Source organism: Paenibacillus sp. AD87 (assembly GCF_001659845.1).
Lineage (GTDB): Bacteria > Bacillota > Bacilli > Paenibacillales > Paenibacillaceae > Paenibacillus > Paenibacillus marchantiae.
This window is the reverse complement of record NZ_LXQN01000007.1, coordinates 321,349-347,787: the sequence shown is the minus strand read 5'-3', so window position 1 is coordinate 347,787 and position 26,439 is coordinate 321,349. Positions and strand designations below refer to the sequence as shown.

At 46.9% G+C, this 26,439-nt stretch carries 20 protein-coding genes, 9 tRNA genes and 2 rRNA genes (1 of these 31 only partly in view); 3 read left to right on the top strand and 28 right to left on the bottom strand.

The annotated features are described in order from the left end of the window. Positions 1-72: 72 nt before the first annotated feature. Positions 73-534, bottom strand: a complete 462-nt coding sequence (gene dtd / locus gpAD87_RS01700; protein WP_063567712.1) for a D-aminoacyl-tRNA deacylase — start codon at positions 532-534, stop codon at positions 73-75. Between the two features lie 12 nt (positions 535-546). Then, positions 547-2,730, bottom strand: a complete 2,184-nt coding sequence (locus gpAD87_RS01695) for a RelA/SpoT family protein (RefSeq protein WP_063567711.1) — start codon at positions 2,728-2,730, stop codon at positions 547-549. Between the two features lie 376 nt (positions 2,731-3,106). Between gpAD87_RS01695 and uraA the strand changes: the two genes are divergently transcribed. Continuing rightward, entirely contained in the window at positions 3,107-4,423 is a 1,317-nt protein-coding gene (gene uraA / locus gpAD87_RS01690; protein ID WP_064635845.1) for a uracil permease, read from the top strand. 194 nt (positions 4,424-4,617) lie between these two features. Here uraA and gpAD87_RS01685 read toward each other — a convergent pair whose 3' ends face one another. The 6 genes from gpAD87_RS01685 to gpAD87_RS01660 all read right to left on the bottom strand — a co-directional run bounded on the left by gpAD87_RS01685 (position 4,618) and on the right by gpAD87_RS01660 (position 11,134). After that, entirely contained in the window at positions 4,618-5,130 is a 513-nt protein-coding gene (locus gpAD87_RS01685; protein WP_024633046.1) for an adenine phosphoribosyltransferase, read from the bottom strand. Positions 5,131-5,167: 37 nt separating this feature from the next. After that, a complete protein-coding gene (recJ, locus tag gpAD87_RS01680; RefSeq protein WP_064635844.1) occupies positions 5,168-7,576 on the bottom strand; it encodes a single-stranded-DNA-specific exonuclease RecJ in 2,409 nt (802 codons plus the stop codon). Between the two features lie 39 nt (positions 7,577-7,615). Beyond that, positions 7,616-8,581 (bottom strand): cation diffusion facilitator family transporter, encoded by a 966-nt coding sequence (locus gpAD87_RS01675; RefSeq protein ID WP_064635843.1) that lies wholly within the window; start codon positions 8,579-8,581, stop codon positions 7,616-7,618. Positions 8,582-8,655: 74 nt separating this feature from the next. Then, entirely contained in the window at positions 8,656-9,564 is a 909-nt protein-coding gene (gene secF / locus gpAD87_RS01670; RefSeq protein ID WP_064635842.1) for a protein translocase subunit SecF, read from the bottom strand. Beyond that, positions 9,554-10,804, bottom strand: a complete 1,251-nt coding sequence (gene secD, locus gpAD87_RS01665; protein ID WP_064635841.1) for a protein translocase subunit SecD — start codon at positions 10,802-10,804, stop codon at positions 9,554-9,556. Before secD ends, secF begins: the two co-directional genes overlap by 11 nt. Before the next feature lie 90 nt (positions 10,805-10,894). After that, positions 10,895-11,134: a post-transcriptional regulator gene (locus tag gpAD87_RS01660; RefSeq protein ID WP_175383441.1), complete on the bottom strand. Its 240-nt coding sequence runs from the start codon at positions 11,132-11,134 to the stop codon at positions 10,895-10,897. Between the two features lie 223 nt (positions 11,135-11,357). Here gpAD87_RS01660 and spoVB point away from each other — a divergent pair, with 223 nt between their 5' ends. Beyond that, the gene (gene spoVB / locus gpAD87_RS01655; RefSeq protein WP_063567707.1) at positions 11,358-12,959 is read left to right on the top strand and encodes a stage V sporulation protein B; all 1,602 of its coding nucleotides are present in this window, start codon (positions 11,358-11,360) and stop codon (positions 12,957-12,959) included. Positions 12,960-12,962: 3 nt separating this feature from the next. Here the strand turns inward: spoVB and gpAD87_RS01650 are convergent, their stop codons facing one another. Beyond that, positions 12,963-13,685 carry a DUF421 domain-containing protein gene (locus gpAD87_RS01650; RefSeq protein ID WP_064640704.1) on the bottom strand — a complete coding sequence of 241 codons (723 nt, stop codon included), beginning with the start codon at positions 13,683-13,685 and terminating at the stop codon, positions 12,963-12,965. Positions 13,686-13,907: 222 nt separating this feature from the next. Between gpAD87_RS01650 and gpAD87_RS01645 the strand changes: the two genes are divergently transcribed. Continuing rightward, positions 13,908-14,300, top strand: a complete 393-nt coding sequence (locus gpAD87_RS01645) for a TIGR04086 family membrane protein (protein ID WP_064635840.1) — start codon at positions 13,908-13,910, stop codon at positions 14,298-14,300. Between the two features lie 133 nt (positions 14,301-14,433). On the opposite strand, the gene yajC is transcribed toward gpAD87_RS01645, so the two are convergent. The 19 genes from yajC to gpAD87_RS01550 all read right to left on the bottom strand — a co-directional run. Continuing rightward, the gene (gene yajC, locus gpAD87_RS01640; protein WP_063567705.1) at positions 14,434-14,745 is read right to left on the bottom strand and encodes a preprotein translocase subunit YajC; all 312 of its coding nucleotides are present in this window, start codon (positions 14,743-14,745) and stop codon (positions 14,434-14,436) included. Positions 14,746-14,811: 66 nt separating this feature from the next. Continuing rightward, positions 14,812-15,948 (bottom strand): tRNA guanosine(34) transglycosylase Tgt, encoded by a 1,137-nt coding sequence (tgt, locus tag gpAD87_RS01635; RefSeq protein ID WP_064635839.1) that lies wholly within the window; start codon positions 15,946-15,948, stop codon positions 14,812-14,814. Between the two features lie 45 nt (positions 15,949-15,993). Beyond that, the gene (gene queA / locus gpAD87_RS01630) at positions 15,994-17,022 is read right to left on the bottom strand and encodes a tRNA preQ1(34) S-adenosylmethionine ribosyltransferase-isomerase QueA (protein WP_064635838.1); all 1,029 of its coding nucleotides are present in this window, start codon (positions 17,020-17,022) and stop codon (positions 15,994-15,996) included. Positions 17,023-17,029: 7 nt separating this feature from the next. After that, entirely contained in the window at positions 17,030-19,132 is a 2,103-nt protein-coding gene (locus gpAD87_RS01625; RefSeq protein WP_064635837.1) for a SpoIID/LytB domain-containing protein, read from the bottom strand. Between the two features lie 51 nt (positions 19,133-19,183). Next, entirely contained in the window at positions 19,184-20,194 is a 1,011-nt protein-coding gene (gene ruvB, locus gpAD87_RS01620) for a Holliday junction branch migration DNA helicase RuvB (RefSeq protein ID WP_053779099.1), read from the bottom strand. A 55-nt stretch (positions 20,195-20,249) separates the two neighbouring features. Further along, a complete protein-coding gene (gene ruvA / locus gpAD87_RS01615) occupies positions 20,250-20,864 on the bottom strand; it encodes a Holliday junction branch migration protein RuvA (protein WP_064635836.1) in 615 nt (204 codons plus the stop codon). Then, positions 20,861-21,364, bottom strand: a complete 504-nt coding sequence (gene ruvC, locus gpAD87_RS01610; protein WP_053779097.1) for a crossover junction endodeoxyribonuclease RuvC — start codon at positions 21,362-21,364, stop codon at positions 20,861-20,863. The genes ruvA and ruvC overlap by 4 nt, the downstream gene beginning before the upstream one ends. Positions 21,365-21,658: 294 nt before the next feature. Beyond that, positions 21,659-22,285 (bottom strand): BofC C-terminal domain-containing protein, encoded by a 627-nt coding sequence (locus gpAD87_RS01605; RefSeq protein ID WP_197521346.1) that lies wholly within the window; start codon positions 22,283-22,285, stop codon positions 21,659-21,661. A 305-nt stretch (positions 22,286-22,590) separates the two neighbouring features. Next, positions 22,591-22,664 (bottom strand) — tRNA-Pro (locus gpAD87_RS01600). A gap of 7 nt (positions 22,665-22,671) precedes the next feature. Continuing rightward, positions 22,672-22,750, bottom strand: a tRNA-Leu gene (locus tag gpAD87_RS01595). Positions 22,751-22,764: 14 nt separating this feature from the next. Then, a tRNA-Arg gene (locus gpAD87_RS01590) sits at positions 22,765-22,841 on the bottom strand. A 6-nt stretch (positions 22,842-22,847) separates the two neighbouring features. Then, a tRNA-Gly gene (locus gpAD87_RS01585) sits at positions 22,848-22,922 on the bottom strand. A gap of 22 nt (positions 22,923-22,944) precedes the next feature. Then, positions 22,945-23,022, bottom strand: a tRNA-Asp gene (locus gpAD87_RS01580). Between the two features lie 27 nt (positions 23,023-23,049). Beyond that, positions 23,050-23,123 (bottom strand) — tRNA-Met (locus tag gpAD87_RS01575). A gap of 20 nt (positions 23,124-23,143) precedes the next feature. Then, positions 23,144-23,219 (bottom strand) — tRNA-Val (locus gpAD87_RS01570). Between the two features lie 9 nt (positions 23,220-23,228). Further along, a tRNA-Glu gene (locus gpAD87_RS01565) sits at positions 23,229-23,300 on the bottom strand. A 4-nt stretch (positions 23,301-23,304) separates the two neighbouring features. Further along, positions 23,305-23,380: transfer RNA gene (locus tag gpAD87_RS01560), tRNA-Asn, on the bottom strand. An 84-nt stretch (positions 23,381-23,464) separates the two neighbouring features. Further along, positions 23,465-23,581: ribosomal RNA gene (gene rrf / locus gpAD87_RS01555) — 5S ribosomal RNA — on the bottom strand. 144 nt (positions 23,582-23,725) lie between these two features. Then, positions 23,726-26,439, bottom strand: a 23S ribosomal RNA gene (locus gpAD87_RS01550) (it continues 212 nt past the right edge of the window).

Below are 26,439 nucleotides of genomic sequence, written 5' to 3'. Positions count from 1 at the left end.
GTGGGATACTCCTTTGATCATCTTATGTTAATGAACCGAATTAACCCTCATTATGGCCTGTTCCCCAACCAATTATGCATGTGTTTCTTGACGAATAGGGCTTTCGAGCATTAAAGTCACCGGTCCCCAATTCGTGAAAGTCACATCCATCATCGCTCCGAAACGTCCGGTTTCCACCTGAATTCCTTTATCACGTAACAGCTGATTAAACGTTTCATACAACAATTCTGCCGCTTCAGGTCTGGCTGCAGCTGCAAAGCTTGGACGTTTTCCTTTGCGACAATCTCCGTACAATGTAAATTGTGAGACAGATAATACAGCCCCGCCCACATCGATCAGACTGAGATTCATCTTTTCCTGCTCATCTTCAAAGATACGAAGTCCAGCGATTTTGTCTGCCAAATATATGGCATCCTTCTCCGTATCCTCATGTGTAATTCCCACGAGCAACATCAATCCGGATTCAATTCTTCCCGTCAGTTCTTCTCCAACGGTCACCTGAGCCTCTTTACAGCGTTGTACAAGCACCCTCATCTTACAGGCTCCTTACTGCATAATCCGATGCACAGAATAGACATCTTTCACCCGTTTGATCCGTTCCACAACCGAATGCAGATGCTCCGTATTACGAATCAGAATTGTGACGTGCACCAATGCTAATTTATTTTTATCTGTACGTCCGGTGACGGCAGATATATTGGTTTTACTTTCAGAAACAGCCTGAAGCACTTCATTGAGCAAGCCATTGCGATCATGGCCCGTAATCTCAATATCCACACTGTAGTTGGCTTCAATATTCTCTTCCCACTCGACTTCAATGACGCGAGCTGCTTCTTCCCCATCCGTACTGGAAGGAATATTTGGACAGTCCGTTCGATGCACCGAAACCCCACGTCCACGTGTAACATACCCGATAATAGCATCTCCTGGTACAGGGTTACAACAGCGCGCAAAACGAACAAGCAAATTGTCTATACCTTTGACACGAATGCCATTCGTCGGACGATTTTTGCGTTCAGGTGCAGGCTTCAGCTCACGCATTTCGGAGTTCAGTTCAAGCAAGCTGGATTCTTCCTGCTCCTTGCGAAGTTTCTCCGTTGCTTTGGTCACGATCTGTGCAGCCGTAATGCCACCGAATCCAACAGCTGCGAGCATATCCTCAATATCATTGAAGGCATACTTCTTGGCTGCTTCCTGCAACTTATCGTCAGTCATCCAAGCAGATGGATCAAGTCCCATGCGCTTGAGTTCACGTTCACAACTGTCGCGTCCTTTTTCAACGTTTTCTTCCCGTCGTTCCTTCTTGAACCATTGCTTGATCTTCGCTCGTGCGTGAGAGGATTTTGCAATTTTAAGCCAGTCCTGGCTCGGTCCGTAAGAATGTTTGGACGTCAAAATTTCAATGATATCACCTGTTTTGAGATGATAATCGAGTGGAACGATACGACCATTTACTTTGGCACCAATCGTCCGGTTACCCACCTCTGTATGGATTCTATATGCAAAATCCAATGGAACAGATCCAGTAGGCAGTTCGATAACTTCACCTTTTGGCGTGAATACAAACACCAGATCCGAGAAGAAATCCATTTTAAGCGATTCTACAAATTCAGACGCATCCTGCGCTTCATTTTGAAGTTCAAGAATCTCGCGGAAAAACGTAATTTTATCTTCAAAATTATTTCCGTTTCCGTTCGCAGCGCCTTCCTTGTAGGCCCAGTGGGCAGCAATACCGAATTCAGCGGTGCGGTGCATATCCCATGTCCGAATTTGAACTTCAGTCGGTTCCCCATTCGGACCTACGACCGTGGTATGCAGCGATTGATACATGTTCGCCTTTGGCATCGCGATATAGTCCTTGAAACGTCCAGGCATTGGTTTCCATAACGTGTGTATAATGCCGAGGGTAGCATAACAATCCTTGATGTTATCCACAATAATACGAATCGCAAGCAGATCATAAATCTCGTTAAACTGTTTGTTTTTCGTTGTCATTTTTTTGAACACGCTGTAGATGTGCTTAGGACGTCCCGACAGATCTGCCTGAATTCCCATCTCATCCAGCTTGCTTGTAATACCGTCCATAACCGTATCAATATATTGCTCACGTTCCGCACGCTTCTTGTGCATCAGGTTTGCAATTCGGTAATATTGCTGCGGATTCAAATAACGGAGGGCGATGTCCTCCATTTCCCATTTGATTGCAGAGATACCCAGACGGTTCGCAATCGGACAGAAAATCTCCAACGTTTCATATGAAATCCGGCGCTGGCTTTCTTCCGACTGAAACTTGAGTGTCCGCATATTATGCAGACGGTCAGCCAATTTGATCACGATGACACGGATGTCCTGCGCCATGGCGATGAACATTTTGCGGTAGTTCTCGTTCTGCTGTTCTTCCTTGGAGCGAAACTGAATACGTTCCAGCTTCGTCAAGCCGTCAACAAGCATGGCACACGTATTGCCGAAATGATTGCGGATTTCTTCAAGTGAAACCGTAGTATCCTCTACTACATCATGAAGAAGCGCTGCAATTATGGAGATGGTGTCCATCTGCATGTTTACAACAATATCGGCAACCGCAAGCGGATGCAGAATATACGGTTCTCCCGATTTTCGCGTCTGTCCATGGTGGGCCTGATCAGCAAATTCGTAAGCTTCTCGTATGCGCACCAGATCGGGTTCTTTGATATATGCCCCGGCCTTCTCGAGTAATTGCTCTATGCCCATTCTGATCTGTTCCGTGTCCTTTCTATACAAAATGGAACCCGTGACATAATATCAACACAGGTTCCCCGTAAAAGTAATTTCCTATAATTATGACGCTTCGCCCGTTTCCCGTCAACTACTGACGAATAAGAGCACATATCCAATTTTTTTATACGATATGTGTCATTCCTCAAAGATGTTGCCAGATATTCAACAGAGGTTGGAAATCATCCTCATTTACTATGTATTATTACCATTATTTGCCGAAATAGAAGGATCAATTCTCAAAATAAAAATGGTTCCGCCATGCTTAGTGGAAAAATGTTATTGCTAAATGAAGAGAAACTCTGTACTATATTGAAGATTTGTGTTTCGGAAAAAAGGAGATGAACATTCATTGCAACGTGAAATTCAGGTTAATCAAAAAATGCCGCTTGGCTCAGGATCGCTGCTGAGTCTCCAGCATTTGTTCGCCATGTTTGGCAGTACGGTACTCGTGCCGAACCTGTTCGGTGTCGATCCAAGTATGATCTTGCTTATGAACGGTATTGGAACATTGTTGTACATACTCATGTGTAAAGGAAAGATTCCGGCCTATCTTGGGTCAAGCTTTGCTTTTATCGCACCTGTTTCTTCCGTATTAATAGCACACCCTGATAACGGATACTCCATGGCACTTGGAGCGTTCATCGTAACGGGAATTATTTTCTGCATTGTAGCTCTTATCATCAAGTATGCGGGAACAGGCTGGATTAATGTGGTTTTCCCGCCAGCGGTTATGGGTGCCATTGTTGCCCTAATCGGCCTCGAGCTTGTCCCTGTAGCAGCCGGAATGGCTGGGCTGATCAATTCAAACCCTACTGAGAACCCAGACTGGGTACCTCAAGCAAAACCAATTATTTTAGCCATGGTTACTCTTGGTATCACTGTTATTGGTGCAGTAACCTTCCGTGGGTTCCCCAAGATCATTCACATTCTAATCGGGATTGTATCCGGTTACGTGCTTGGATACTTTATGGGTGAGGTAAAAACCGAGAATATAGCGAACGCTGACTTTATCTCGCTGCCTACAGTAACAACACCGACATTTGATTGGTCTGTCATCTTCACCATTTTGCCTGTGGCACTCGTTGTCATTGTTGAGCACATCGGACATCTGCTTGTAACGAGCAGCATTGTAGGCAAAGATTTGTCCAAGGACCCAGGTCTGCATCGCTCCCTGCTTGGGAACGGCGTTTCAACCATTCTTTCCGGTTTTGTAGGATCCACACCGAATACTACTTATGGTGAGAATATTGGGGTTATGGCTCTGACCCGGGTTTACTCGACATATGTTATTGGCGGCGCAGCCGTTATTGCAATCGTGCTTTCGTTCTCAGGTACGTTCTCGGCACTTATAGCTAACATTCCCGTTCCTGTTATGGGTGGTGTATCTTTGCTTCTGTTCGGAGTTATTGCGGCATCCGGTTTGCGTATACTAGTCGAACAGAAAGTGGATTTTGCCAAACCGACCAACCTGTTGCTAACTACCCTTGTACTCGTCATCGGACTTAGTGGTACTGAAATCACGTTTTATGGTATTCATCTCAAGGGAATGGCTCTGGCAACCATCGTCGGAATTCTGCTGAGCTTGTTGTTTAAATTATTTGAAGTACTGGGTTGGTCGAATGATCAAACGGAGAAACAGCCTTTAACCGAGAAAACTCCGGATTGATTTCTTGCCGATCGGTCTGAACGAACAATGTTTATTCATTCTTCATTTTATACTCATACAACGCAAAAAGCCTGCTCTCTAACCTTTACGGGTTGAGAGACAGGCTTTTTTTGCAAATAGTTAATGCTGTATATTATTTCCCGGGAAACGGGAGATCCAGTTCACGTGATTTAACAGCAATGAATGCCGGAATTCTAGTAGTTCATCAATGTAAATACATCAATTCCTGGCAATTTTGCACGTCCATTCAAATCAGACAGCTCAATGAGGAATGCTGCACCTACAATCTTGCCACCCAATTGTTCAATCAGGTTAATGGAGGTAGCAATAGTTCCGCCTGTCGCCAGCAGATCATCAGCAATCAGGACATTTTGTCCTTTTTCGATCGCATCTGTATGCATAGCAAGCGTATCTTTGCCATATTCAAGATCATAACCGACTTCGATCGTCTCTCCAGGCAATTTTCCGCTTTTACGGATCGGAGCAAAACCGACACCCAGAGCGTACGCCAGAGGAGCGCCCACAACGAATCCACGTGCTTCAGGTCCGGCAATAACGTCAATTTTGAGATCCGAAACCATTACTTTCAGCTCATTGATCGCCTTGCGGTACATTTCTCCATCCTTCAACAATGTCGTAATGTCTTTGAAGCTGATTCCCGGTTGTGGAAAGTCAGGAATGACACGAATATAATCTTTAAAATCCAAAATAATCTCCTCCTAAAATAAATAGCACAACTTCTATCTAAGATACGCCCTTCATCCGGGATATCATCCATTGTGTCAGCTGAGGGGTCGATGCATCCAGCATCACCTGCTCTGTCTCGGCCATGCTCTCCAGCGCCTGATAATGACGCGAAGCGGTTAGCTCACGTTTGGGCGGGTTATCCACAAACACAATCTTTCCAGCTTCTCGGGTAATGAACGATAACTCCTCAAAAACATCCAACATCATGGTAATCATGCGCGGCGAGCAGCCACACTGACGACTGAGCACAGGAGTGATCTCTTGTTCCTCCACGGGTTCAGCTCTCCATTTGGACACCAGCATATAAATACGCTTGAAGAGTTCTCTGGAAGGCATCTGAAGGCGATCTCGGCGGTTGCCTGATCCGTGCAGAAGGATGATATTCTCGGCTCCGCTGAATAAAGCCAGCATTGCATCAAGTTGTTCCGGGGTTTCCGGCGTATCAAACACAAATAACGTCCGGACCTGTTCCTGCCCATAATGCTGCGCGGCAGCATTGCACGGAAACAAACCGACCTTTCTATCATATACCCAAAGGCACGGTTCATACAATGAATTTCCCTCGGAAACATTCGTTTCCTTCCGAACGATGGCACCAATTGAGCCTGACTTGTAACGTAGATGTATTTCAAGTGAACTCAAGAACTGCTTCATCGCGTTCAGAGGCTCCGTACTACCTCGCAAATCAAACACTTGCGCATGTGGAACCTGGATGTCCTGCAGCATTAATTGTGGTTTCCTCATCCCGTTCCACTCATTAACGGACAACTCGCCCATAACATCAATGATGGAGCCTGGAGGCAGGAACTCAGCCAATGCTCCCTTGCCAAAAGCGACCGTCTCCAATTGCTGACCATCCTGCTCCAAAACCAGTTTCAGATGGCGTTTTTCACGTCCCATCGTCCGTGTTTCTTTTACAGTCACATCGCGCAATACAAAACGTGGAGAAGGATTACTCATGCCAAACGGCTGAAGTCTGTCGATCTCTTGAATGACCTGTAGTGGCACATCACTAATTCTGCATTCGTCATCTGCAAGACGATGGGGCACAAAGTCCTCCTCCGTCAGCACGGATGCTGCAAACTCATTCAGCCCGGCTTCCAGCTCTTTAAGTTGATCACGGTGAAGGCTCATGCCTGCTGCAGCCGGATGACCACCATAATGGTCCATCGTGTGTTTGCAAGCAGTTAATGCCTCATAGATGTCCAGCCCCTCTATGGAGCGTGCTGAGCCTTTACAAGCGCCGCTCTCCGGGTCAATGCCCAGGATAAGCGTTGGCCGATAATACCGTTCAAGTAACTTGGAAGCAACAATACCTACAACTCCAACATTCCAGCCTTCTCCCGCCAAAACGATGACGTCCGGCACTGCTCCGGAATTAAGCTGGATTTTCTGCTCCAACTGGGCTGTCGCTTCCAGAAGTATACCCTCAACAACCTGTTGCCTTTCGCGATTCAGCAAATCCAGTTGGCCTGCCAGAGTGTGTGCCTCATCCAGATCCTCGGTTGTAAGCAGCGATACGGCTCGGCCGGCATGATCCAGACGTCCGCTTGCATTAATACGCGGAGCCATTGCAAAGGCAATATTAATTGAGGTGACCTGAGTTTGATCCACACCACTAATTTCAAGCAGAGCACTTACACCAGGCAGACGTGTACCTCGCATGGACTCAACACCATAACTGACGATAACCCGGTTCTCGCCTTCCAAAGGCATCAAATCGGCAACCGTACCAATAGCGGCAATTTCCATCCATTCTCCAGGCACTTCTCCGATCAATGCCTGAGCTAGCTTCAGCGCTACACCCGCACCAGCTAACCCTTTAAAAGGGTAAGGACAGTCCGGAAGCTTGGGATTAATGAGCGTATAAGCCTCAGGCAAAACTTCAGGTGGTTCATGGTGATCCGTCACAATGACTTCCATTCCCAGTGTTGCAGCATAAGCAATCTGCTCTACCGCACTGATTCCGGTATCTACCGTAATCACCAGCGTGACTCCTTGTTGATGAGCCCAATCCAAGGCGTGATTGTGTAACCCGTAGCCTTCATTGGAACGATGAGGAATATAGATATCATAAGAAGCACCGAGATAACGCATCAGATGGATCATCAGAGATGTACTGGATACTCCATCCGCATCGTAGTCCCCATATATTAAAATATGTTCTTCACGCTCAATAGCCTGCTGGATTCGGGGCACAGCTTCTTTCATGCCTAGAAGCAGATAAGGATCATGCATCTGATTCAGATCAGGATGCAGAAATTGTTCTGCCTCTGATTCATTATGAACCCCCCGACTGACCAGCAAACGTCCAACAAGTGATGAAACGGAAAGCGCCTGCGAGAGTCCCGCAGCCGCCTCCAAATCGATATTCGGTGTGTTCCACCGGTATTGCGAATAAAGCAATGATAACTCTCCTTTCCTGATCTACTGAACCAAGCTTCATTACTGAATTAATGTCGCTTCAGGATCTGGCAGTTCATGATTGGATTTATAAGGATATCCAGGATCATAAGGTACAGCCTGGATCTGTACTTCTTTCACATGACTGAAACGAGTTAAGAGAAGTGTCTTCGCCCGGTTCGCAATCTCTTGTGCCTCGAGCACGGAAATTCTAGGGTTCACACTAATGACCAGTTCAATCGTAACATCATGTTCCTGTTCACGTGCTACCAGATGTTCAATCGTAATAATGCCATATACACGCTGCACCGTCTCTTTGAAGTCAAGTGCTTCTTCCTGTTCCAGTTCCTGAACAAGTGAACCATATACGGTATCCACAATCATTCTGTAGCCTTTGTGAAGTACAAAACAGGAAGCTATCAATGCAGCTGTGGGATCCATATATCGAAGAATACTCCATCCCATCGTTTCTCCTGTCATGGAACCTACTATACCGACCAAGACGATAAGTGAACAGTAAAGTGCCCGACGATGTTGCTGTGCATAAGCGAGAGCCTGCGATTGATTTCGTTTACGGAAATATCGGTATTGATATTGAAAGATTGCTTCTTTCACAGCCAATGCTGCAAAAGCTACCACAAGTGCATGGGTATACTTCTCTAGCGATTCTGGTTCATCTCCAGACAAACTACTCAAAGCGGAGATGGCGATCTGCAAACCTCCCATAAGGATGAGCACAGATAATAATACCGAAATTCCAGGTCTCGCGATACGTGAATGTTCCTTTGACCGCTCCCTACGAGCCTTTCTTTTTGTTTGTACAGACTTCGAGGGAAAGAGGCCGGACAATGAAGAAGCAGCTTCTGAAGCAGAGTGAAGGCCGTCTGCAAGCAACGATTTGCTGTTTGCCATATAACCGAACCCAGCCTTGATTACTGCAAGTGTCAAATTCCCGGCGATCCCGCTCCACGTGGCAGCGTGAACAGAAGGGAAACGTTCTCTGGTCATGGCGATGCCCCCCTTAATACTCTACCTAAAGTTGCAAAACCGCGCCTAGCAGACGCGGCTTGACAATACAATGTTTAGTTGGATGCTTTGACAGCTGCTTTAGGTTTCTCTGTTTGTTTACCTTTGAGCGCCAGCCACAATGGAGCGGCGATGTAGATCGAAGAATATGCACCGAACAACGTTCCGATGACCATAGCAAGTGAGAACATGCGAATGGATTCTCCACCAAAAATAAACAAGCAGAGCGAAGCGACAAACACGGTGAATGTTGTATTCAGGGAACGTGTCATCGTTTGCGCCAAACTGCGGTTGACTACTTCACGCAAATCGGCTTTCGAAGTCTTTTTAGCAAAACGCATATTCTCACGAATCCGGTCGAAGATAACGATTGTATCATTGATCGAGAATCCGACAATGGTCAGTACAGCCGTAATGAAGGTCAGATTCACTTCCAGTCGGAAGATCGAGAACACACTAATAACTACAAATGCATCATGGAAGAGCGCAATTACAGCAGCCAAACCAAACCGCCATTCAAATCGGATGGCTACATAGATCATAATCCCGATACTTGCGATAAGAACCGCGTATATGGCATTACGTTCAAGCTCTTTAGCCATCTCCGGGTCAACCGTGTTGACTTCATAAGAAGCGGTTGAATCCAGCTTGGTGAACTCTTGCTTAAACTTGCTTTCCTGATTTTCATCCAGTACGTTCGAGAAACGAACGTTAACCCGATCAGCACCAGGTGTAATATGAACATCTTTTGTGTCAACACCAAGATCACTAACGATGGGCTTAATTTGTTCTGTTGTGATCGCTTTAGATACCGTAATATCAACATTCGAACCTGAACGGAAATCTACCGCATAATTCAATCCCAGAGCCAAAATGCTGATGATACCTGCAATCGTCAAAATGATGGAAAAGGTATAGGCAATCTTACTGCCTTTAATATAATCAAAATTCCAATTAAAGCGCACGAATTTCACTCTCCTTCACTCCGAAGTACTTAGGCTTCTTCAACACGTTAGCCCGCACAAGCAGGGTCAACAGGAAGCGGGAGAAGAAAATATTCGTGATAATGCTGGTCACGATGTCAAAAATCAATACCAGTGCGAAACCTTTAACCGCACCTGTACCCATGAAGAACATAACTGCTGCAGCAATGATGGTTGTAATGTTAGAGTCAATAATCGTACGGAAGGAATGTTTACCTCCTGCTTTAACAGAAGACAATATCGACTTACCACTGCGCATTTCTTCCTTAATCCGCTCGTACGTAATGATGTTGGCATCCACGGCCATCCCTATACCCAGGATAAATGCCGCGATCCCCGGAAGGGTAAGCACGAATTCTCCCATATAGAAGATTGCAAGTACCAACCACGTATGTGTAATTAGGGCAAAACTCGCAATAATCCCCGGAATACGGTACAGACCAATCATGAACACCAGGATAATTACGGAACCAATTAATCCCGCTTTAATCGTCTGGTCCAGAGATAGTTTACCAAGCGTTGCACCAACGCTTTGAGAGTACTTCTCTGTCAGTTTCAACGGCAAAGCGCCCAAATTAATGGTATCGCGAAGCTGATTGGCTTCCTCACGTGAGTAGTTACCCGTGATTTGCGCAGAGCCGTCACTCAGCTGCTGTTTAACTTCTGGTGCTGAAAGCAACTGATCATCCAAATAGATGGCAAGAAGTTGTCCAACCAAACGTTTAGTAATTTCAGAAAATTTGGCTTTATCCTTCACTTTAATGTCGATCATCGGCTCATTCAAACTTGTAAAAACAACCTTGGCCCCATTCTCGACAAAATCATTTCCGCGAAGCTCGATCTTGGAGTATTCTCCTTCCTTATCATTCGGAGCTTTACTCCGGAAGGTCAGAACAGCAGGTTCTTTCATTTTGGCTCTAACCTCGGCCTCATCCGTAACCCCTGCCAGTTTCAATCGAATCCGGTTGGTTCCCTCCGTAGTTACTTCCGGCTCACTGGTTCCGAGCGCATTGGCACGGCTTTCGAGGCTTTTGGCTGTTTGCACCAAAGATGCTTTGGTGACTTGTTGTCCTTGTTCCAGCGGCTCTGCTTCATACAAGATCTCGTAGCCTCCTTTTAAATCAAGGCCCAAGCGTATATTTTTGAGCAGCCCTGGACTTGTGCCCAACATTACTCCTGCGGTCACAAGCACGACCAAAATGAAACTGACGATTCTTTTCATGCCGTTCCTAGATCCCCTTTCGTTCTCAATATTCCTATTATAGCGATGCCGTAAAAAGCAGTCAATTTCCAACAAAAAAGATCCCTTTCGTTAGAAAGAGGACCCCCGGTATGCAGACACGGTCATAAAGTTCATAAAGCTTGTTGCTTTCAGTGACAATATGTCGTTCACCAGTTGGTGAAGCGGTGGAATGCCCTGCTTTTCATATTTATGACTGATGCAATTCCAGACATCTTTGCTGGTGACATATTCGTAACCGACAAGCCTTAATTCCTCTGCCTTGCTGCGGCAGAGCATCTCTATAGACTGTTCCAACTCCACATCATTCATTTCTTCCAACGGGGAGCCTCCCTTCATACATCCAAGCCTTTATGCGGCATCAATATTACATCATTCGACTTTACCCGATCATATTCCTTCTTGCTGGTGATGGATCTTTTTGTTAATCGTGTCCAAGTTGTCATGAGAAGATATTGGACTGGCATAGGATGAAGAACGACGGCTTTGTCCCGTTTATGAATACCTGTACTCCAACCGGGAAAGAGGGGTAGTCTTGAAGAAACAAACTTTTATCCAGGGAGCCATGATCCTGCTCGCCGCAGGCATTATTAATCGGATTCTCGGGTTCATCCCGCGCATTGTGCTGCCACGAGTTATCGGTGCAGAAGGTGTTGGCATCTACCAACTGAGCTATCCCTTTTTCATCGTACTCGTCACATTGATCACTGGCGGTATTCCATTGGCCGTAGCCAAACTCGTAGCCGAAGCGGATACAGGTGCCAACCGTTATTCACCCCAACGGATTCTGCAAATTAGCCTGAGCTTCACACTGACCCTTGGCGTTGTGTTTATGTTTTTGTGCATCATATTCGCTCCATGGGTTACCCGTTATGTTCTAACCGATGAGAGAGTCTATCACACGTTTGTCAGCATGAGCCCTATGATTGCCATCATCGCCGTATCTGCAGTCTACAGAGGGTATTTCCAGGGAAAGCAAAACATGATGCCTACGGCTGTTTCATCAATCGTAGAAACGGTCATTCGTATTATCTGTGTGATCTGGTTTTCCTGGCTCCTCTTGCCCCGAGGAATTGCCCAAGCTGCAGCAGGAGCCATGCTGGGAGCACTTGTTGGTGAATTCATCGGTATGCTCGTATTATTGTGGAACTATGCCAGACAGAAGAAATATATGGATCAACATCTGCCCGTACTCGAATCTCCAATCGAACCCAAACCTGCTATTTCAAAAAACTCAACCGGCTCAGAACCTGGACTTCTTCGTCGTTTACTCGCGATTTCCGTACCTGTAACTGCCGGGCGGTTAGTTGGTTCCCTCTCCTATCTCGCTGAGACGATTGTAACCGCACAGAGTCTAGCTATTGCAGGTATCTCCAAAGGGCTCGCCACGGCCCAGTATGGTGCATTACAAGGTATGATTATACCGCTACTTCTACTGCCGGGAGCCTTAACTTCCTCGTTAGCCACGTCACTTGTCCCCTCATTGTCTGAGGCCTCGGCGCAAGGTGACCGTGCTCTCATACATAAACGGATGCATCAGGCTCTGCGTCTAGCACTCGTAACAGGTGCTCCATTTTCTGTTTTTATGTATGTGCTTGCCGAACCGATGTGTCTTGTTCTGTATAATGATGCATCGATTGGAAGCATGCTTAAGCTCATGGCTCCTTTTGCTTTGTTTATCTACATTCAAGCTCCTCTTCAAGCTGCTCTTCAGGCACTTGATCGTCCAGGAAAGGCACTACTCAATACATTTATTGGTGCTGTCATTAAAATTACGTTGATTTTGGTACTCGCCTCCCGGCCGGAATACGGTATTTTTGGAGCGGTAATTGCCATTTGTGTGAATTCAACGATCGTTACTCTTTTACATGCAAGAAGTGTGCGCAGCCTGTTACAGTTCCGTTTCAAGATGATGGATTGGGTCAAAACAGGCACTGGTATGGTCATCATGGGCGCCGCTACTCTGGTCATTTATGAACAGACTGCATCCTTGCTTCCATTTTGGCTCAGAATGCTTCTCGCGCCCCTTGTTGGTCTGATCGTCTATTTCATTGTTATGGGCTGGACCAAAATGATTGATTTTCATGATCTTTCCCGTGCGCCCTTTATTGGTTCCTGGTTTAAACGCCGTTCTTAAACGTCAGTTATCTTTATCATCTTTGGAACTTACATAAATTTTTCCGTTATGATCGATGGAACAGATAAACACGTCTTTAAAGTCCATAATACCTTTGTGCTGAATCTGATTTTTAAGCCAAAATCTGGTTTTTTGGATCAGCTCAAGGTTTTGATCCTGAACTTTGCCATCCATGATCAATGGCAATGGCAGCCCTTCATATTTGATATTTTCAAACCCTTCTATTTTGTTTTTTCGCGCTTTTTGTTTGGAATTAGATCCTGTCGAACCAGATCCTGATGAGCCGCTGTTGCCGCTCGAAGAACTCTGACCTTTCGGAAAAACAGTTAGCTTGCCTGTGGTCTCCAATATGGCAAATTCCACATCTCCAATGCTGTCTACATTTTGTTCGCGAAGCTGTAGAAGCAGATCATCCAGATTGTAACGCTGCTTTCGCATTTCATCTCGATGTAATTTCCCTTTGGAGATTAACACGGTCGGCTTGCCATCAATCATTAACCGAAGCTTGCGGCTTTTGAGACTGAGAAATGCCATAGCAATCTGCACTACTAGTACCGTCAGCATCGGTACAATACCATGGAATAACGGTTTATTGATATCTTCAATGACAAATGCCGCAATTTCTGCAAGCATGATGGATACGACCAGATCAAACATGGACAGCTTCCCGATCTCACGTTTACCCATTATCCGAATTGAGCCATAGACAATAAAGTACATGAGCATGGTTCGAAAGATATGTGCTCCGACATCTGAGAAATTCACAACAGGGTTCCTCCTTCGGATCTGAATTTTATACAGGTACCTGAAGCGTAATCCCTATTTTGGCCTGAAGCTCACATGCTCATGCAAATATAATCCGTTCATTTAATGGAAAATTCAGTTCATAAGTCAGAGGGCTTGACCATACACTGTATTAATTTCAAACTTGTACAAGGGGGTCGCTTCATGCAGTTGATTCGCCGAATGGTTTCATTTCGAATGTCTAACCCGATTCTTTCGGGCCTCTGTCATGCTTTTGTGTGGATGATGTTAGGCGCACTGATTCTATCCTTCTTTCTCTGGATGACCGGAATGCGGGAACAGGATCTTTCCCTGTATACGTACGTTGTTCATGGCTTGTCCTTGCTGGTTGGTGGCTTTGTATCTGGCAAGAGGTCAGGTGAGCGAGGCTGGTACCACGGAGGTATTACCGGATTCGTCTACGGACTGATTGTATTGCTGATTGGGTTTCTGGCACTCGACGCCTCGTTCAATTGGAAAGACAGTCTGCAGCTTGCAAGTGCATTTCTGATTTCTGCACTAGGCGGTATATTTGGAGTCAACACACGAAGATCATAGAAGATCGGGGTGTAACGGTTATTTGAGAAAAAGAAAAAGAGAACCGGGTCTCCATGGAGATCCAGTTCTCTGATAGTGAAAAATACGCTGCAAACGTACTCATAGCCTTACAGGCTTTTTGAACATCTATGATTTATTCAGCCGTTTCACGTGCAACTGCACTGCTAATTGCATTACGATCGAATGTCAGTTTAGTAACATCGTTTACACGCAATACAACCACATCATCCGTGATTTCAGCAATCGTTCCGTGAAGACCGCCGATTGTAACAATTTTATCGCCTTTTTTCAATTGTCCTAACATGGAATTACGTTGCTTCTGTTTTTTGTTCTGTGGACGAATCATCAAGAAGTAAAAAATTGCAACCATGAGTACCAAAGGTACAATCAAAGATACAATTCCACCGCCAGCATTAGCGGTTGTAGCTGGTAATGCTTGGAACATTCAAACTCCCCCTTATCAACTATACGTACAGATAATGCTTGTTACTTCGGTTCCGCAAAAACCTGGTCAGAAACCTTTGTCATTGTCATGAAGACCATATTGATCGAAAAATTCATCCCGGAAATCAAGCAAACGATCTTCCATTATGGCTTTACGCACATTGCGCATCAAATTCTGCAAGAAATGAAGATTGTGGATGGTCGTCAAACGTAAGCCAAACGTTTCATCCGCTTTGATTAAATGACGCAAATAGGCTCTTGAATAGTTACGACAAGTATAGCAATCACATTCAGGGTCTAGTGGCCCAAAATCAGTTGCAAACTTGGCATTACGAACTACCAGACGTCCTTGGCTGGTCATCGTTGTTCCGTTACGGGCAATTCGGGTAGGCAGAACACAATCGAACATGTCCACTCCGCGAATCGATCCCTCAATCAATGCATCGGGTGAACCAACACCCATTAGATAGCGTGGTTTATTGGACGGCAACAAAGGGATTGTGTAATCCAATACACCATACATCAAATGTTTCGGTTCTCCAACACTCAGTCCACCAATAGCATAACCCGGGAAATCCATGGAAGTCAAATCTGCCGCGCTCTGGCGACGAAGATCTTCATGCATGCCCCCCTGTACGATAGCAAACAGCCCTTGATCATTCGGACGAGCATGACTTTCCAGACAACGTTCTGCCCAGCGGCTTGTTCTTTCAAGTGATTTTTTCACATATTCATACTCAGCAGGATAAGGCGGGCACTCATCAAATGCCATCATAATGTCGGAGCCCAGTGCATTCTGGATTTCCATTGCCACTTCAGGCGAGAGGAATTTTTTATCTCCGTTTAGATGGGAGCGGAAGTTAACGCCTTCCTCCGTAATTTTGCGCATCTCACTCAGAGAAAACACTTGGAACCCGCCACTGTCAGTCAAAATCGGGCGATCCCAGTTCATAAATTTGTGCAATCCGCCTGCCTGACGAATAATTTCATGTCCGGGTCTCAGGAACAGATGGTAAGTATTGCTCAGAATAATCTGTGCATCCATCTCTTTCAGTTCTTCGGGACTCATCGTCTTCACCGTCGCCTGTGTTCCTACAGGCATGAAGGTTGGTGTCTCAATAATACCGTGAGGTGTATGTACACGTCCCAAACGAGCTCCGGATTGTTTACAGGTTTTGATATGTTCGTACGTAATTGCTGCCATTGGTTTTAATCATCCTCTAAAAATTAATCGTAATACCTTCATATCTTAATAAATCAACATGGCATCGCCAAAGCTGAAGAAACGATATTGTTCTTTAATTGCTTCCTCATATGCATGCATGATTTGTTCTCTACCCGCAAGCGCACTGACCAACATGACCAATGTGGATTTGGGGAGATGAAAATTCGTAAGCATCCCGTCGATTACTTTGAACGTATATCCCGGATAGATAAAGATTTTGGTCCAGCCGCTGCTCTCTTGCAACTGCCCGTCTTCAAAATTGCTTCCTACCGTTTCAAGTGTACGACAACTTGTCGTTCCTACAGCAAATATACGGTTGCCACGTTTTTTCGTTTCATTAATTAGATCCGCTGTCTCTTGAGACAAAGAGTAGTATTCCTCATGCATGACATGCTCTTCAACTTTGTCAACTGACATAGGCCGAAATGTTCCGAGTCCAACGTGAAGCGTGATGAAAGTTACATTAACGCCTTTATCCCGAATCCGATTCAGCAATTCATCTGTAAAATGTAATCCTGCTGTCGGCGCAGCGGCTGATCCTTCATGTTTCGCATATACCGTTTGATACCTTTCGCGGTCGTCCAGCGTCTCTCTGATATAAGGAGGCAGCGGCATTTCACCCAAGCGATCCAGAATCTCTTGAAAGATTCCATCATAGGAGAACGTAAGCAAACGCGCACCCATTTCGCCTTCCTCATCAATGACTGCCCTGAGCTCGTCACTAAAAACGATGACCGAACCGGCTTTCAGCTTCTTGCCTGGTTTAACCAAAGCTTCCCAACGATCGCCCTCCACGTTTTTGAGCAGAAGTACTTCAGCCTTTGCCCCCGTGTCCTCTTTGGTTCCGAACAAACGCGCTGGAAGAACACGTGTATCATTCAACACCAGTGTATCTCCAGGCTGAAGGAAGTCGATAATATCAGGAAACGTGTGATGGTTAACCTCACCGCTTTCCTTATTTAAGGTAAGCAACCGGGACGCCGTGCGGTCAAGCAGTGGCGTCTGTGCAATTAATTGCTCCGGCAATTCAAAATCATATAAGTTCACATTCATATTAGATTCATTCCTTAACAATAGTCGCATTTTGATAATAGTGTTTCAATATTGCCTGGTAATCATACCCTTCATCAGCCATGCCTTTGGCACCCCATTGGGACAAACCTAATCCGTGCCCATTACCCTGACCGATGATCATGAAGCTTTGGCCCTGAGTTACAGCTCGAGCTTGACCATCACCACTCATAACCACAAGAGCATTACCGGATGAAGTTCCTGTGCCCGAGGCAGATAGTACAGCAGCACCCTGTGAGCCGGTTTTGCTTGCTGTTTTGCCGTCAGCGCCTAATACAGTATAACTTCCGGTCCCTGCAATATCAAATAAAGTACTCGGTAATCCACCTAAAGCAGAGCGGTATGTATCTGCATATTTTACCGTCATGGGCTGGCCGTTGGCTGTAACTTCAAGTGCCCTTCCTGATGGCCCACGCTTGGTCACTTCGAGCGTTGAGATCGAAGATGGAACAGTAGAAGTCGTTTTACCCTGCAGGGTTTTAACCAACTGGGCTGACGTGAATGGCCCTCTTACCCAAGCATAATCGTTGGACTGCGGCACTTTGGCCAGAACAACAGCCTCGTTGCCTGGATTCATTTTCGCTACTGGATCAACATTGGATTGAATTAACGGAACGGGACGCACATTAGTATTTTGGGCAGTAACCGTCACTTTGGCTAAACCCGCATCCGTTTTGGTCGTTAAATCTTTTACATTATCCTCGCGGATATATCCGCTGACTCCTGTACTTAACAGCACATGATACCATGTCTGTAATCCAGCTTGAGCCGATGTATCTCCAGGACTATCCACATTAATGAACACATCCGCGCCCCCATTCCATACCTCGGATGGGTGAGCAGTCTGTCCCCCTGCATTGGAAGAGAACACAGCTTCTACGATTTTACCACCGCTCTTGATGACTTCTCCAGAAGTAGCATCAACCGCGCTGGAGACTTTATCATTCTCTGAACCCATTCCGTTGTACGCCTGACTGAGCGTGGTATCCACAACGTTGGCAATTTTAAAACGATCTCCCTGTTGAAGCGCATAAGAGCGTGCAGCGACAGCCTGTACTTTCAGCGCTTCGGCTGGCCAGGATGAATACACTTCTGCACCAACAACAGAGTATAAATATTGCTCCAGTGGAACTACATTAACCAAAGCCAAATCGCCGCTTACAATGCTAATTTCCATGTCACCGCGATATGTCCGTCCGGAACGTTCCACCACTTTGATTCCACTACCGTCTCCTTGCACAAACGCCTTGGCCTCACTGCCGGCAATAGTGTAATGCGGAGCTGTTTTAAGTGTATCCGTGCTTAACCCGGCATCCTGGCGGATGATAAGCGCAGCACTATTACTGTTTACCGGAGACAGGTTTACTCCTGGAACACTGGCTTCCACACTTTTTTTGAATGCAGACAGATCAGCATCTGATGAGGCTTCTCCCACCCATACAGCATACCCTTGACTCCCTCCATCCAGTTGAAGCACAGTATAGGAACTAACTCCTGCCGATGAAAGGGATGCTTGTGCCGCTTCTGCATCTGGAAGTGAGCTGTAGACTCCTGCAGACAGACGCTTGCTGCCCGTCACCGCTGGTTTTTGTCCACCTAGTTGGGCTGCAGCCACTTTTTGTACACGTGCTACCGCTTGTCCAGCCAACGCCTCTGTTGCATAGTTTCCGGTGTAGAGTTGATAGGTCGCTTTACCATTCAGAGACGTTGTAAACAACAAGGGTTTATCACTAGTGGCCTGCAACAATTTTGCGGCTGCTGCTGCCGTTTTGAAATCCCCTGTTTCCAACACTTTGACGCGGAATCCATCCGCACTGAAACGGATTTGTCCTGCTGGAAGAGTTATACTTGCTCCGCTTTCCGAACCAATATTCCATTTTCCACTCGACTCAAGCGTAATCAGTGGTGTTGTCGATTTATACGTACTTCCTAGGTTCGCAAACATGGCTACCCGGATCATCTGCCCATCACCTTCAGCGGCATAAACCGGCACTTGCAGGCATCCTACCGTCAACAGAGCTGCGGCCAACACCTTCAAACGCCGACTCCACTTCCTTGTTTGTATTGCTTTCACGATCAGTCTCCTCTCCATGTTTGTCCCAAGTTGTATATTAAGATGAATCTCATTGATATATAGTCACAATTATTTGGCGTCTCTCGGTGGAACTGGCAAACCCAGATGATGATAGGCCAGGTCCGTTACAATTCTGCCCCTCGGTGTGCGTTGAAGCATGCCAATCTGCAATAGATAAGGCTCGTAGACATCCTCAATGGTCTGACTCTCCTCACCAATCGTAGCGGCAATCGTATCCAGACCCACAGGGCCTCCCCGGAAACTGTTAATCATTGATTTGAGCATTTTATGATCGATCTCGTCCAGACCACGCGGATCAATCTGAAGACGTTGCAGCGCTTCTTCCGCCAGAGCCTGTGTGATGATACCATCACCCCGTACCTGGGCAAAGTCACGCACTCTTTTTAGCAGTCGATTGGCAATCCTCGGTGTCCCACGGGAGCGCAATGCGATCTCTTCGGCGGCATTACCAACAATCTCCACCCCTAGAATCTCTGAGGCCCGTGAGACGATGTAGGCCAGCTCATCCACCGTGTAGAACTCCAGTCGACTGATAACACCAAACCGGTCTCTGAGAGGCGCAGAAAGCAAGCCTGCACGGGTTGTAGCACCAATCAGCGTAAAGGATGGCAGATCAAGACGTACGGAGCGGGCACTTGGCCCTTTTCCGATCATGATATCCAACGCGAAGTCTTCCATGGCGGGATACATCACTTCTTCTACCGTTCGATGAAGGCGATGAATCTCGTCAATAAACAGGACATCCCCTTCTTGCAGGTTTGTAAGCAATGCAGCCAGATCACCTGGGCGTTCAATCGCCGGTCCCGATGTTGTGCGCAAGTTAACACCCAATTCATTGGCAATGATATTGGCAAGTGTTGTTTTACCCAGCCCAGGCGGGCCATATAACAACACATGATCGAGCGCCTCATTGCGCATCTTGGCGGCTTCAATATATATTTTCAAATTCTCCTTGACCTGGTTCTGCCCGATATATTCATTCAAGTACCGGGGACGAAGGCTAAGCTCCACAGCTTGATCCTCCATCATCAGGTTCGCGGAAATAATCCGGTCATCCATGTTCATCCCTACCTTTTTTATGCGGCTTACTGCTCTATTATAGAGGCAAAATTAATTATCCCGTAAACAGCATTTGCAGTGCCCGTTTCATCAACACATCAACAGAATCGGCCGAAGTAACATCTTTCTTCAGTTTGAGCCATACTTTATCCAGTTCACTCTCGGTATAGCCCAGCGCCTTAAGCCCTTCACGAGCCTCATCCCAGGCAGAGCCGCTTCCTGCTTCTTCCGAAGGAGGAGCAAACAAACCTGTTGCATACGTCGCAGCACCGAAACCATCCAATTTGTCCTTAAGGTCCAGTATCATACGCTGCGCTGTTTTCTTACCAATCCCAGGCAGTTTGGTCAGGAACGTCAGATTCTCTTGATAAATTGCAGTCACGACATGGTCCGGTGTACCGCCAGCGAGTATACCCAGAGCAACTTTGGGTCCAATACCTGATACCTCGATCAGCTTGCGAAATAACTTCTGTTCCTCACGAGTCGCAAAACCAAACAGCAACATCGCATCTTCACGTACATGGTGATGGGTATACACCATAATTTCGCCTTCTTGCTTCGCAAATGCAAAAGGATTCGGACAGAATACACGATAACCAACGCCATGTACATCAAGCACAATATATTCATTCTCCAGATGTACGAACTGTCCTCTTAGGAAATCAATCATTTTCGCAATACCTCATTCAACTTGGAATTTAATGTATATGAGTGTGCATGACACACTGCTACAGCCAAAGCATCTGCTACGTCATCAGGCTTCGGAATCACCTGTAAACGCAAAAACATTTTGACCATTTCCTGCACTTGCCGCTTCTCTGCTTTTCCGTATCCAACAATCGCCTGCTTAATCTGCATCGGCGTATATTCGGCAATAGGCAGTCCCTTCTGGGCAGCAGCCAGTACCATGACACCTCTAGCTTGACTGACAGACATCGCTGTTGTGACGTTACGATTGAAAAAAAGTTTCTCCAGTGCTACCGCGTCTGGTTTATATTTATCAATCAGCTGTACCATGCCCTCATATACATGAAGCAGCCGTTCCTCTTCAGGGGTATGAGCTTCTGTCTGAATACAGCCATATTGTACAGGTGTTACCTTACTGCCGATTTTATCCACAAAACCAAAACCGACAATCGCAATCCCCGGGTCAATTCCCAAAAAACGCAAATCCATCTCTCCCTTACAAAAGCGAACATATGTATCGTTCATTTCATTATAACAAAAGATAGACCCTACGGCAGGAAAAACTTTGTCCTTCCATATACTCGCCTCAATTCGTGAATAACCTACAATCTTTATCTCCTAGATTCAGGTGTATCGGTCATGGAACGACAAAAAGGACATCTTTCGATGTCCTTCGTTTCCCCTCGTATGTTGTATGACCTACGAATATCCTTCGACCAGAAACTTCTCCTCTACGGGATGTAAACAAATACATTCGATGCAGATCAGCCTGTTCTTTTATCCGCCATTACGGATTTCTTTATTAGCCTCATCCACCGCATAATCGCTGAACGTAGAGATTACACTGTCGTACTCATCCTTGTCCTGAATACGAATACCCTGTTGCAATTGCTCCAACACACCTTCAGGCAATGATGTCTCTAACGTGCCTACGTCCATTTGAAAAAAAGTACGGATGACTTTCTCTTCTGTGGGCCGTCCTTCATAAAGATTGAGATTACCCACAGCATCTATGCTAATATACGCCTGCTCCTTACATAATGGAGAAAGATCATCCACATGTTGCTTAATGCGTAACACTTCTGCCGATTCAACCTGAGCATCCCAATCCGGATGTTGAACGAGCAGCATCTTCAATTGAGGAATCGCCATCTTACCTAATTGTTCCGTTTCTACCCCACAGATATATTGCGTCTCCAATACAACACTCGTTAAACGGTCCGGATCAGACCCGAGTTGTTCCATCAAAGTCTGAATTTCTTGCTCTGACCTTTGTTCACTCGCAGCAGGTCCCATTACAGATACAGCCTCACTGAAATTGGTCGTTAATAAACGCTCAATTGCAGAAGAAATCGGCAAACCACTGTAAGCCAGTATAGCTACGGCAACCAAAGCTGCAGTCATCCACACTGTTCTTTTCCATCGACGCCAGCGTCTCTTAAATTGTTTTTTGAAGTTAAACGTGTTCACATGAACCCCTTCTATCACTTTTTAAACCTATTGTGACCGAAAGAACTGGGGTTTATGCAAAATTAACCTAAGGCACCAGCAATACGCTGCGCTTGAGCGCTAATAAGATGAAAGCTATATTTATTCCTTATTAAAGGTTTTCATGAATTAAGAGGTTATGATTGCTTAGAACACAACCATCTTTTAAACACAAATAAAAAGACGGACCATCTATAAATAGATAGTCCGTCTTTTTGAGATCGGGATGACACGATTTGAACATGCGACCCCCTGGTCCCAAACCAGGTGCTCTACCAAGCTGAGCTACATCCCGTTATATATACCGGCGAGAGGACTCGAACCTCCACGGTTTCCCACTCGATTTTGAGTCGAGCGCGTCTGCCATTCCGCCACGCCGGCGTATAAAGTTATAATGGCGCGCCCTGAGAGATTCGAACTCCCGGCCTTTTGATTCGTAGTCAAACGCTCTATCCAGCTGAGCTAAGGGCGCAAATATTGGAGCGGAAGACGGGAATCGAACCCGCGACCCTCGCCTTGGCAAGGCGATGCTCTACCGCTGAGCCACTTCCGCATACGGTATTAATAAATAAAAATGGCGGAACCGACGGGATTCGAACCCGCGATCTCCTGCGTGACAGGCAGGCATGTTAGGCCAACTACACCACGGTTCCAGATCACTTTCTCAAAGGAAAGTATAATTGCGGGGGCAGGATTTGAACCTGCGGCCTTCGGGTTATGAGCCCGACGAGCTACCGGGCTGCTCCACCCCGCGTCGTTATTCAAAAAATAATATGGTGGAGGCTGAGGGGATCGAACCCCCGACCCTCTGCTTGTAAGGCAGATGCTCTCCCAGCTGAGCTAAGCCTCCATCTATATATGACCCGTAGGGGATTCGAACCCCTGTTACCTCCGTGAAAGGGAGGTGTCTTAACCCCTTGACCAACGGGCCTTAATGGCTCCCCGAACAGGGCTCGAACCTGTGACAACTCGATTAACAGTCGAGTGCTCTACCAACTGAGCTATCAGGGAATACTAAGCATCTGCAATGCAAATGCAATTCATCGTACGACGTCAACATACAAAATCTGTTTTCTATGTAAGATGAAAGAGTTCGCTTGGCGGCATCCTACTCTCCCAGGACCCTGCGGTCCAAGTACCATCGGCGCTAGAGGGCTTAACGGTCGTGTTCGGGATGGGTACGTGTGGAACCCCTCCGCCATCGCCACCAAACGCGATTTGTCGAAGCATAGCTTCTTGAAATCATTGTAGAACTGAAAATCATACACACATTCTGTGATGTACCGATTTTCATTTCAGAGATTATTCTCTGAAAACTAGATCCGAAACGAAATGTGCGATTTATAACTTGCATATTTGGATAAGCCCTCGACCGATTAGTACTGGTCAGCTCCATGCATTGCTGCACTTCCACCCCCAGCCTATCTACCTCGTCGTCTTCAAGGGGTCTTACATACTGGGAAATCTCATCTTGAGGGGGGCTTCACGCTTAGATGCTTTCAGCGCTTATCCCTTCCGTACATAGCTACCCAGCGGTGCTCCTGGCGGAACAACTGGTACACCAGCGGTACGTCCATCCCGGTCCTCTCGTACTAAGGACAGCTCCTCTCAAATTTCCTACGCCCACGACAGATAGGGACCGAACTGTCTCACGACGTTCTGAACCCAGCTCGCGTACCGCTTTAATGGGCGAACAGCCCAACCCTTGGGACCTACTTCAGCCCCAGGATGCGATGAGCCGACATCGAGGTGCCAAACCTCCCCGTCGATGTGGACTCTTGGGGGAGATAAGCCTGTTATCCCCAGGGTAGCTTTTATCCGTTGAGCGATGGCCCTTCCATGCGGTACCACCGGATCACTAAGCCCGACTTTCGTCCCTGCTCGACTTGTAGGTCTCGCAGTCAAGCTCCCTTATGCCTTTGCACTCTTCGAATGATTTCCAACCATTCTGAGGGAACCTTTGGGCGCCTCCGTTACTCTTTAGGAGGCGACCGCCCCAGTCAAACTGCCCACCTGACACTGTCCCCGCACCGGATTACGGTACCAGGTTAGAACCTAGATACGATCAGGGTGGTATCCCAACGGTGCCTCCACGCAAGCTGGCGCTCACGTTTCAAAGGCTCCCACCTATCCTGTACAGATCGTACCCAAATTCAATATCAAGCTGCAGTAAAGCTCCATGGGGTCTTTCCGTCTTGTCGCGGGTAACCTGCATCTTCACAGGTATTAAAATTTCACCGGATCTCTCGTTGAGACAGCGCCCAAGTCGTTACGCCATTCGTGCGGGTCAGAATTTACCTGACAAGGAATTTCGCTACCTTAGGACCGTTATAGTTACGGCCGCCGTTTACTGGGGCTTCGGTTCACAGCTTCGGATTGCTCCTAACCGCTCCCCTTAACCTTCCAGCACCGGGCAGGCGTCAGCCCGTATACTTCGCCTTACGGCTTCGCACAGACCTGTGTTTTTGCTAAACAGTCGCTTGGGCCTTTTCACTGCGGCCCCCTCGTGCTATTCACACTACCGGGGCACCCCTTCTCCCGAAGTTACGGGGTCATTTTGCCGAGTTCCTTAACGAGAGTTCTTCCGCGCGCCTTAGAATTCTCTTCTCGCCTACCTGTGTCGGTTTGCGGTACGGGCACCATCACCTGGCTAGAGGCTTTTCTTGGCAGTGTGAGATCATGACCTTCGCTACTATAATTTTCGCTCCCCATCACAGCCCAGCCTTAATGATGTGCGGATTTGCCTACACATCAGCCTCACTGCTTAGACGGACATCCATCAGTCCGCGTCACTACCCTGCTGCGTCCCCCATTGCTCATAACGGCTTACGGTGGTACAGGAATTTCGACCTGTTGTCCTTCGACTACGCCTTTCGGCCTCGCCTTAGGTCCCGACTTACCCTGAGCGGACGAGCCTTCCTCAGGAACCCTTAGGCTTTCGGCGGATCAGATTCTCACTGATCTTTTCGTTACTCATACCGGCATTCTCACTTGTATAATGTCCAGCGCTCCTTACGGTACACCTTCAACCCTTATACAACGCTCCCCTACCCCTGATGCAAAGCATCAAGCCATAGCTTCGGTGGTGTGTTTAGCCCCGTTACATTTTCGGCGCAGAGTCACTCGACCAGTGAGCTATTACGCACTCTTTCAATGGTGGCTGCTTCTAAGCCAACATCCTGGTTGTCTGTGCAACTCCACATCCTTTCCCACTTAACACACACTTGGGGACCTTAGCTGATGGTCTGGGCTGTTTCCCTTTTGACAATGGATCTTAGCACTCACTGTCTGACTCCCGGAAGTAAGTCTATGGCATTCGGAGTTTGACTGAGCTTGGTAACCCTTGCGGGCCCCGCACCCAATCAGTGCTCTACCTCCACGACTCTGTTTTCCGAGGCTAGCCCTAAAGCTATTTCGGGGAGAACCAGCTATCTCCGAGTTCGATTGGAATTTCTCCGCTACCCCCACCTCATCCCCGCATTTTTCAACATGCGTGGGTTCGGGCCTCCAGTGCGTGTTACCGCACCTTCACCCTGGACAGGGGTAGATCACCCGGTTTCGGGTCTACGTCCACGTACTATGTCGCCCTATTCAGACTCGCTTTCGCTGCGGCTCCGGCTCTTCACCTTAACCTTGCACGGGAACGTAACTCGCCGGTTCATTCTACAAAAGGCACGCCATCACCCCTAAAACGGGCTCTGACTTTTTGTAAGCACACGGTTTCAGGTTCTATTTCACTCCCCTTCCGGGGTGCTTTTCACCTTTCCCTCACGGTACTGCTTCACTATCGGTCGCTAGGAAGTATTTAGCCTTGGCAGATGGTCCTGCCGGATTCATACGGGGTTTCACGTGCCCCGCACTACTCGGGATACATCTCGGAGGGAACAGACTTTCAAGTACAGGGCTTTTACCTTCTTTGGCGGGCCTTTCCAGACCTCTTCGCTTAACCGATTCCTTTGTAACTCCATGTGAGATGTCCCACAACCCCAAAGAGCAAGCTCTCTGGTTTGGGCTTCTCCGCGTTCGCTCGCCGCTACTGACGGAATCACTATTGTTTTCTCTTCCTCAAG

What these genes read in the sequence shown, in the direction of transcription:
- dtd (WP_063567712.1), bottom strand. Translation starts at nt 534, where the DNA reads ATGAGGGTGCTTGTACAACGCTGTAAAGAGGCTCAGGTGACCGTTGGA.
- gpAD87_RS01695 (WP_063567711.1), bottom strand. Translation starts at nt 2,730, where the DNA reads ATGGGCATAGAGCAATTACTCGAGAAGGCCGGGGCATATATCAAAGAA.
- gpAD87_RS01675 (WP_064635843.1), bottom strand. Translation starts at nt 8,581, where the DNA reads ATGACCAGAGAACGTTTCCCTTCTGTTCACGCTGCCACGTGGAGCGGG.
- secD (WP_064635841.1), bottom strand. Translation starts at nt 10,804, where the DNA reads ATGAAAAGAATCGTCAGTTTCATTTTGGTCGTGCTTGTGACCGCAGGA.
- gpAD87_RS01660 (WP_175383441.1), bottom strand. Translation starts at nt 11,134, where the DNA reads ATGAATGATGTGGAGTTGGAACAGTCTATAGAGATGCTCTGCCGCAGC.
- gpAD87_RS01650 (WP_064640704.1), bottom strand. Translation starts at nt 13,685, where the DNA reads ATGCTCATGTACTTTATTGTCTATGGCTCAATTCGGATAATGGGTAAA.
- gpAD87_RS01645 (WP_064635840.1), top strand. Translation starts at nt 13,908, where the DNA reads ATGCAGTTGATTCGCCGAATGGTTTCATTTCGAATGTCTAACCCGATT.
- yajC (WP_063567705.1), bottom strand. Translation starts at nt 14,745, where the DNA reads ATGTTCCAAGCATTACCAGCTACAACCGCTAATGCTGGCGGTGGAATT.
- tgt (WP_064635839.1), bottom strand. Translation starts at nt 15,948, where the DNA reads ATGGCAGCAATTACGTACGAACATATCAAAACCTGTAAACAATCCGGA.
- queA (WP_064635838.1), bottom strand. Translation starts at nt 17,022, where the DNA reads ATGAATGTGAACTTATATGATTTTGAATTGCCGGAGCAATTAATTGCA.
- gpAD87_RS01625 (WP_064635837.1), bottom strand. Translation starts at nt 19,132, where the DNA reads ATGGAGAGGAGACTGATCGTGAAAGCAATACAAACAAGGAAGTGGAGT.
- ruvB (WP_053779099.1), bottom strand. Translation starts at nt 20,194, where the DNA reads ATGGATGACCGGATTATTTCCGCGAACCTGATGATGGAGGATCAAGCT.
- ruvA (WP_064635836.1), bottom strand. Translation starts at nt 20,864, where the DNA reads ATGATTGATTTCCTAAGAGGACAGTTCGTACATCTGGAGAATGAATAT.
- gpAD87_RS01605 (WP_197521346.1), bottom strand. Translation starts at nt 22,285, where the DNA reads ATGACTGCAGCTTTGGTTGCCGTAGCTATACTGGCTTACAGTGGTTTG.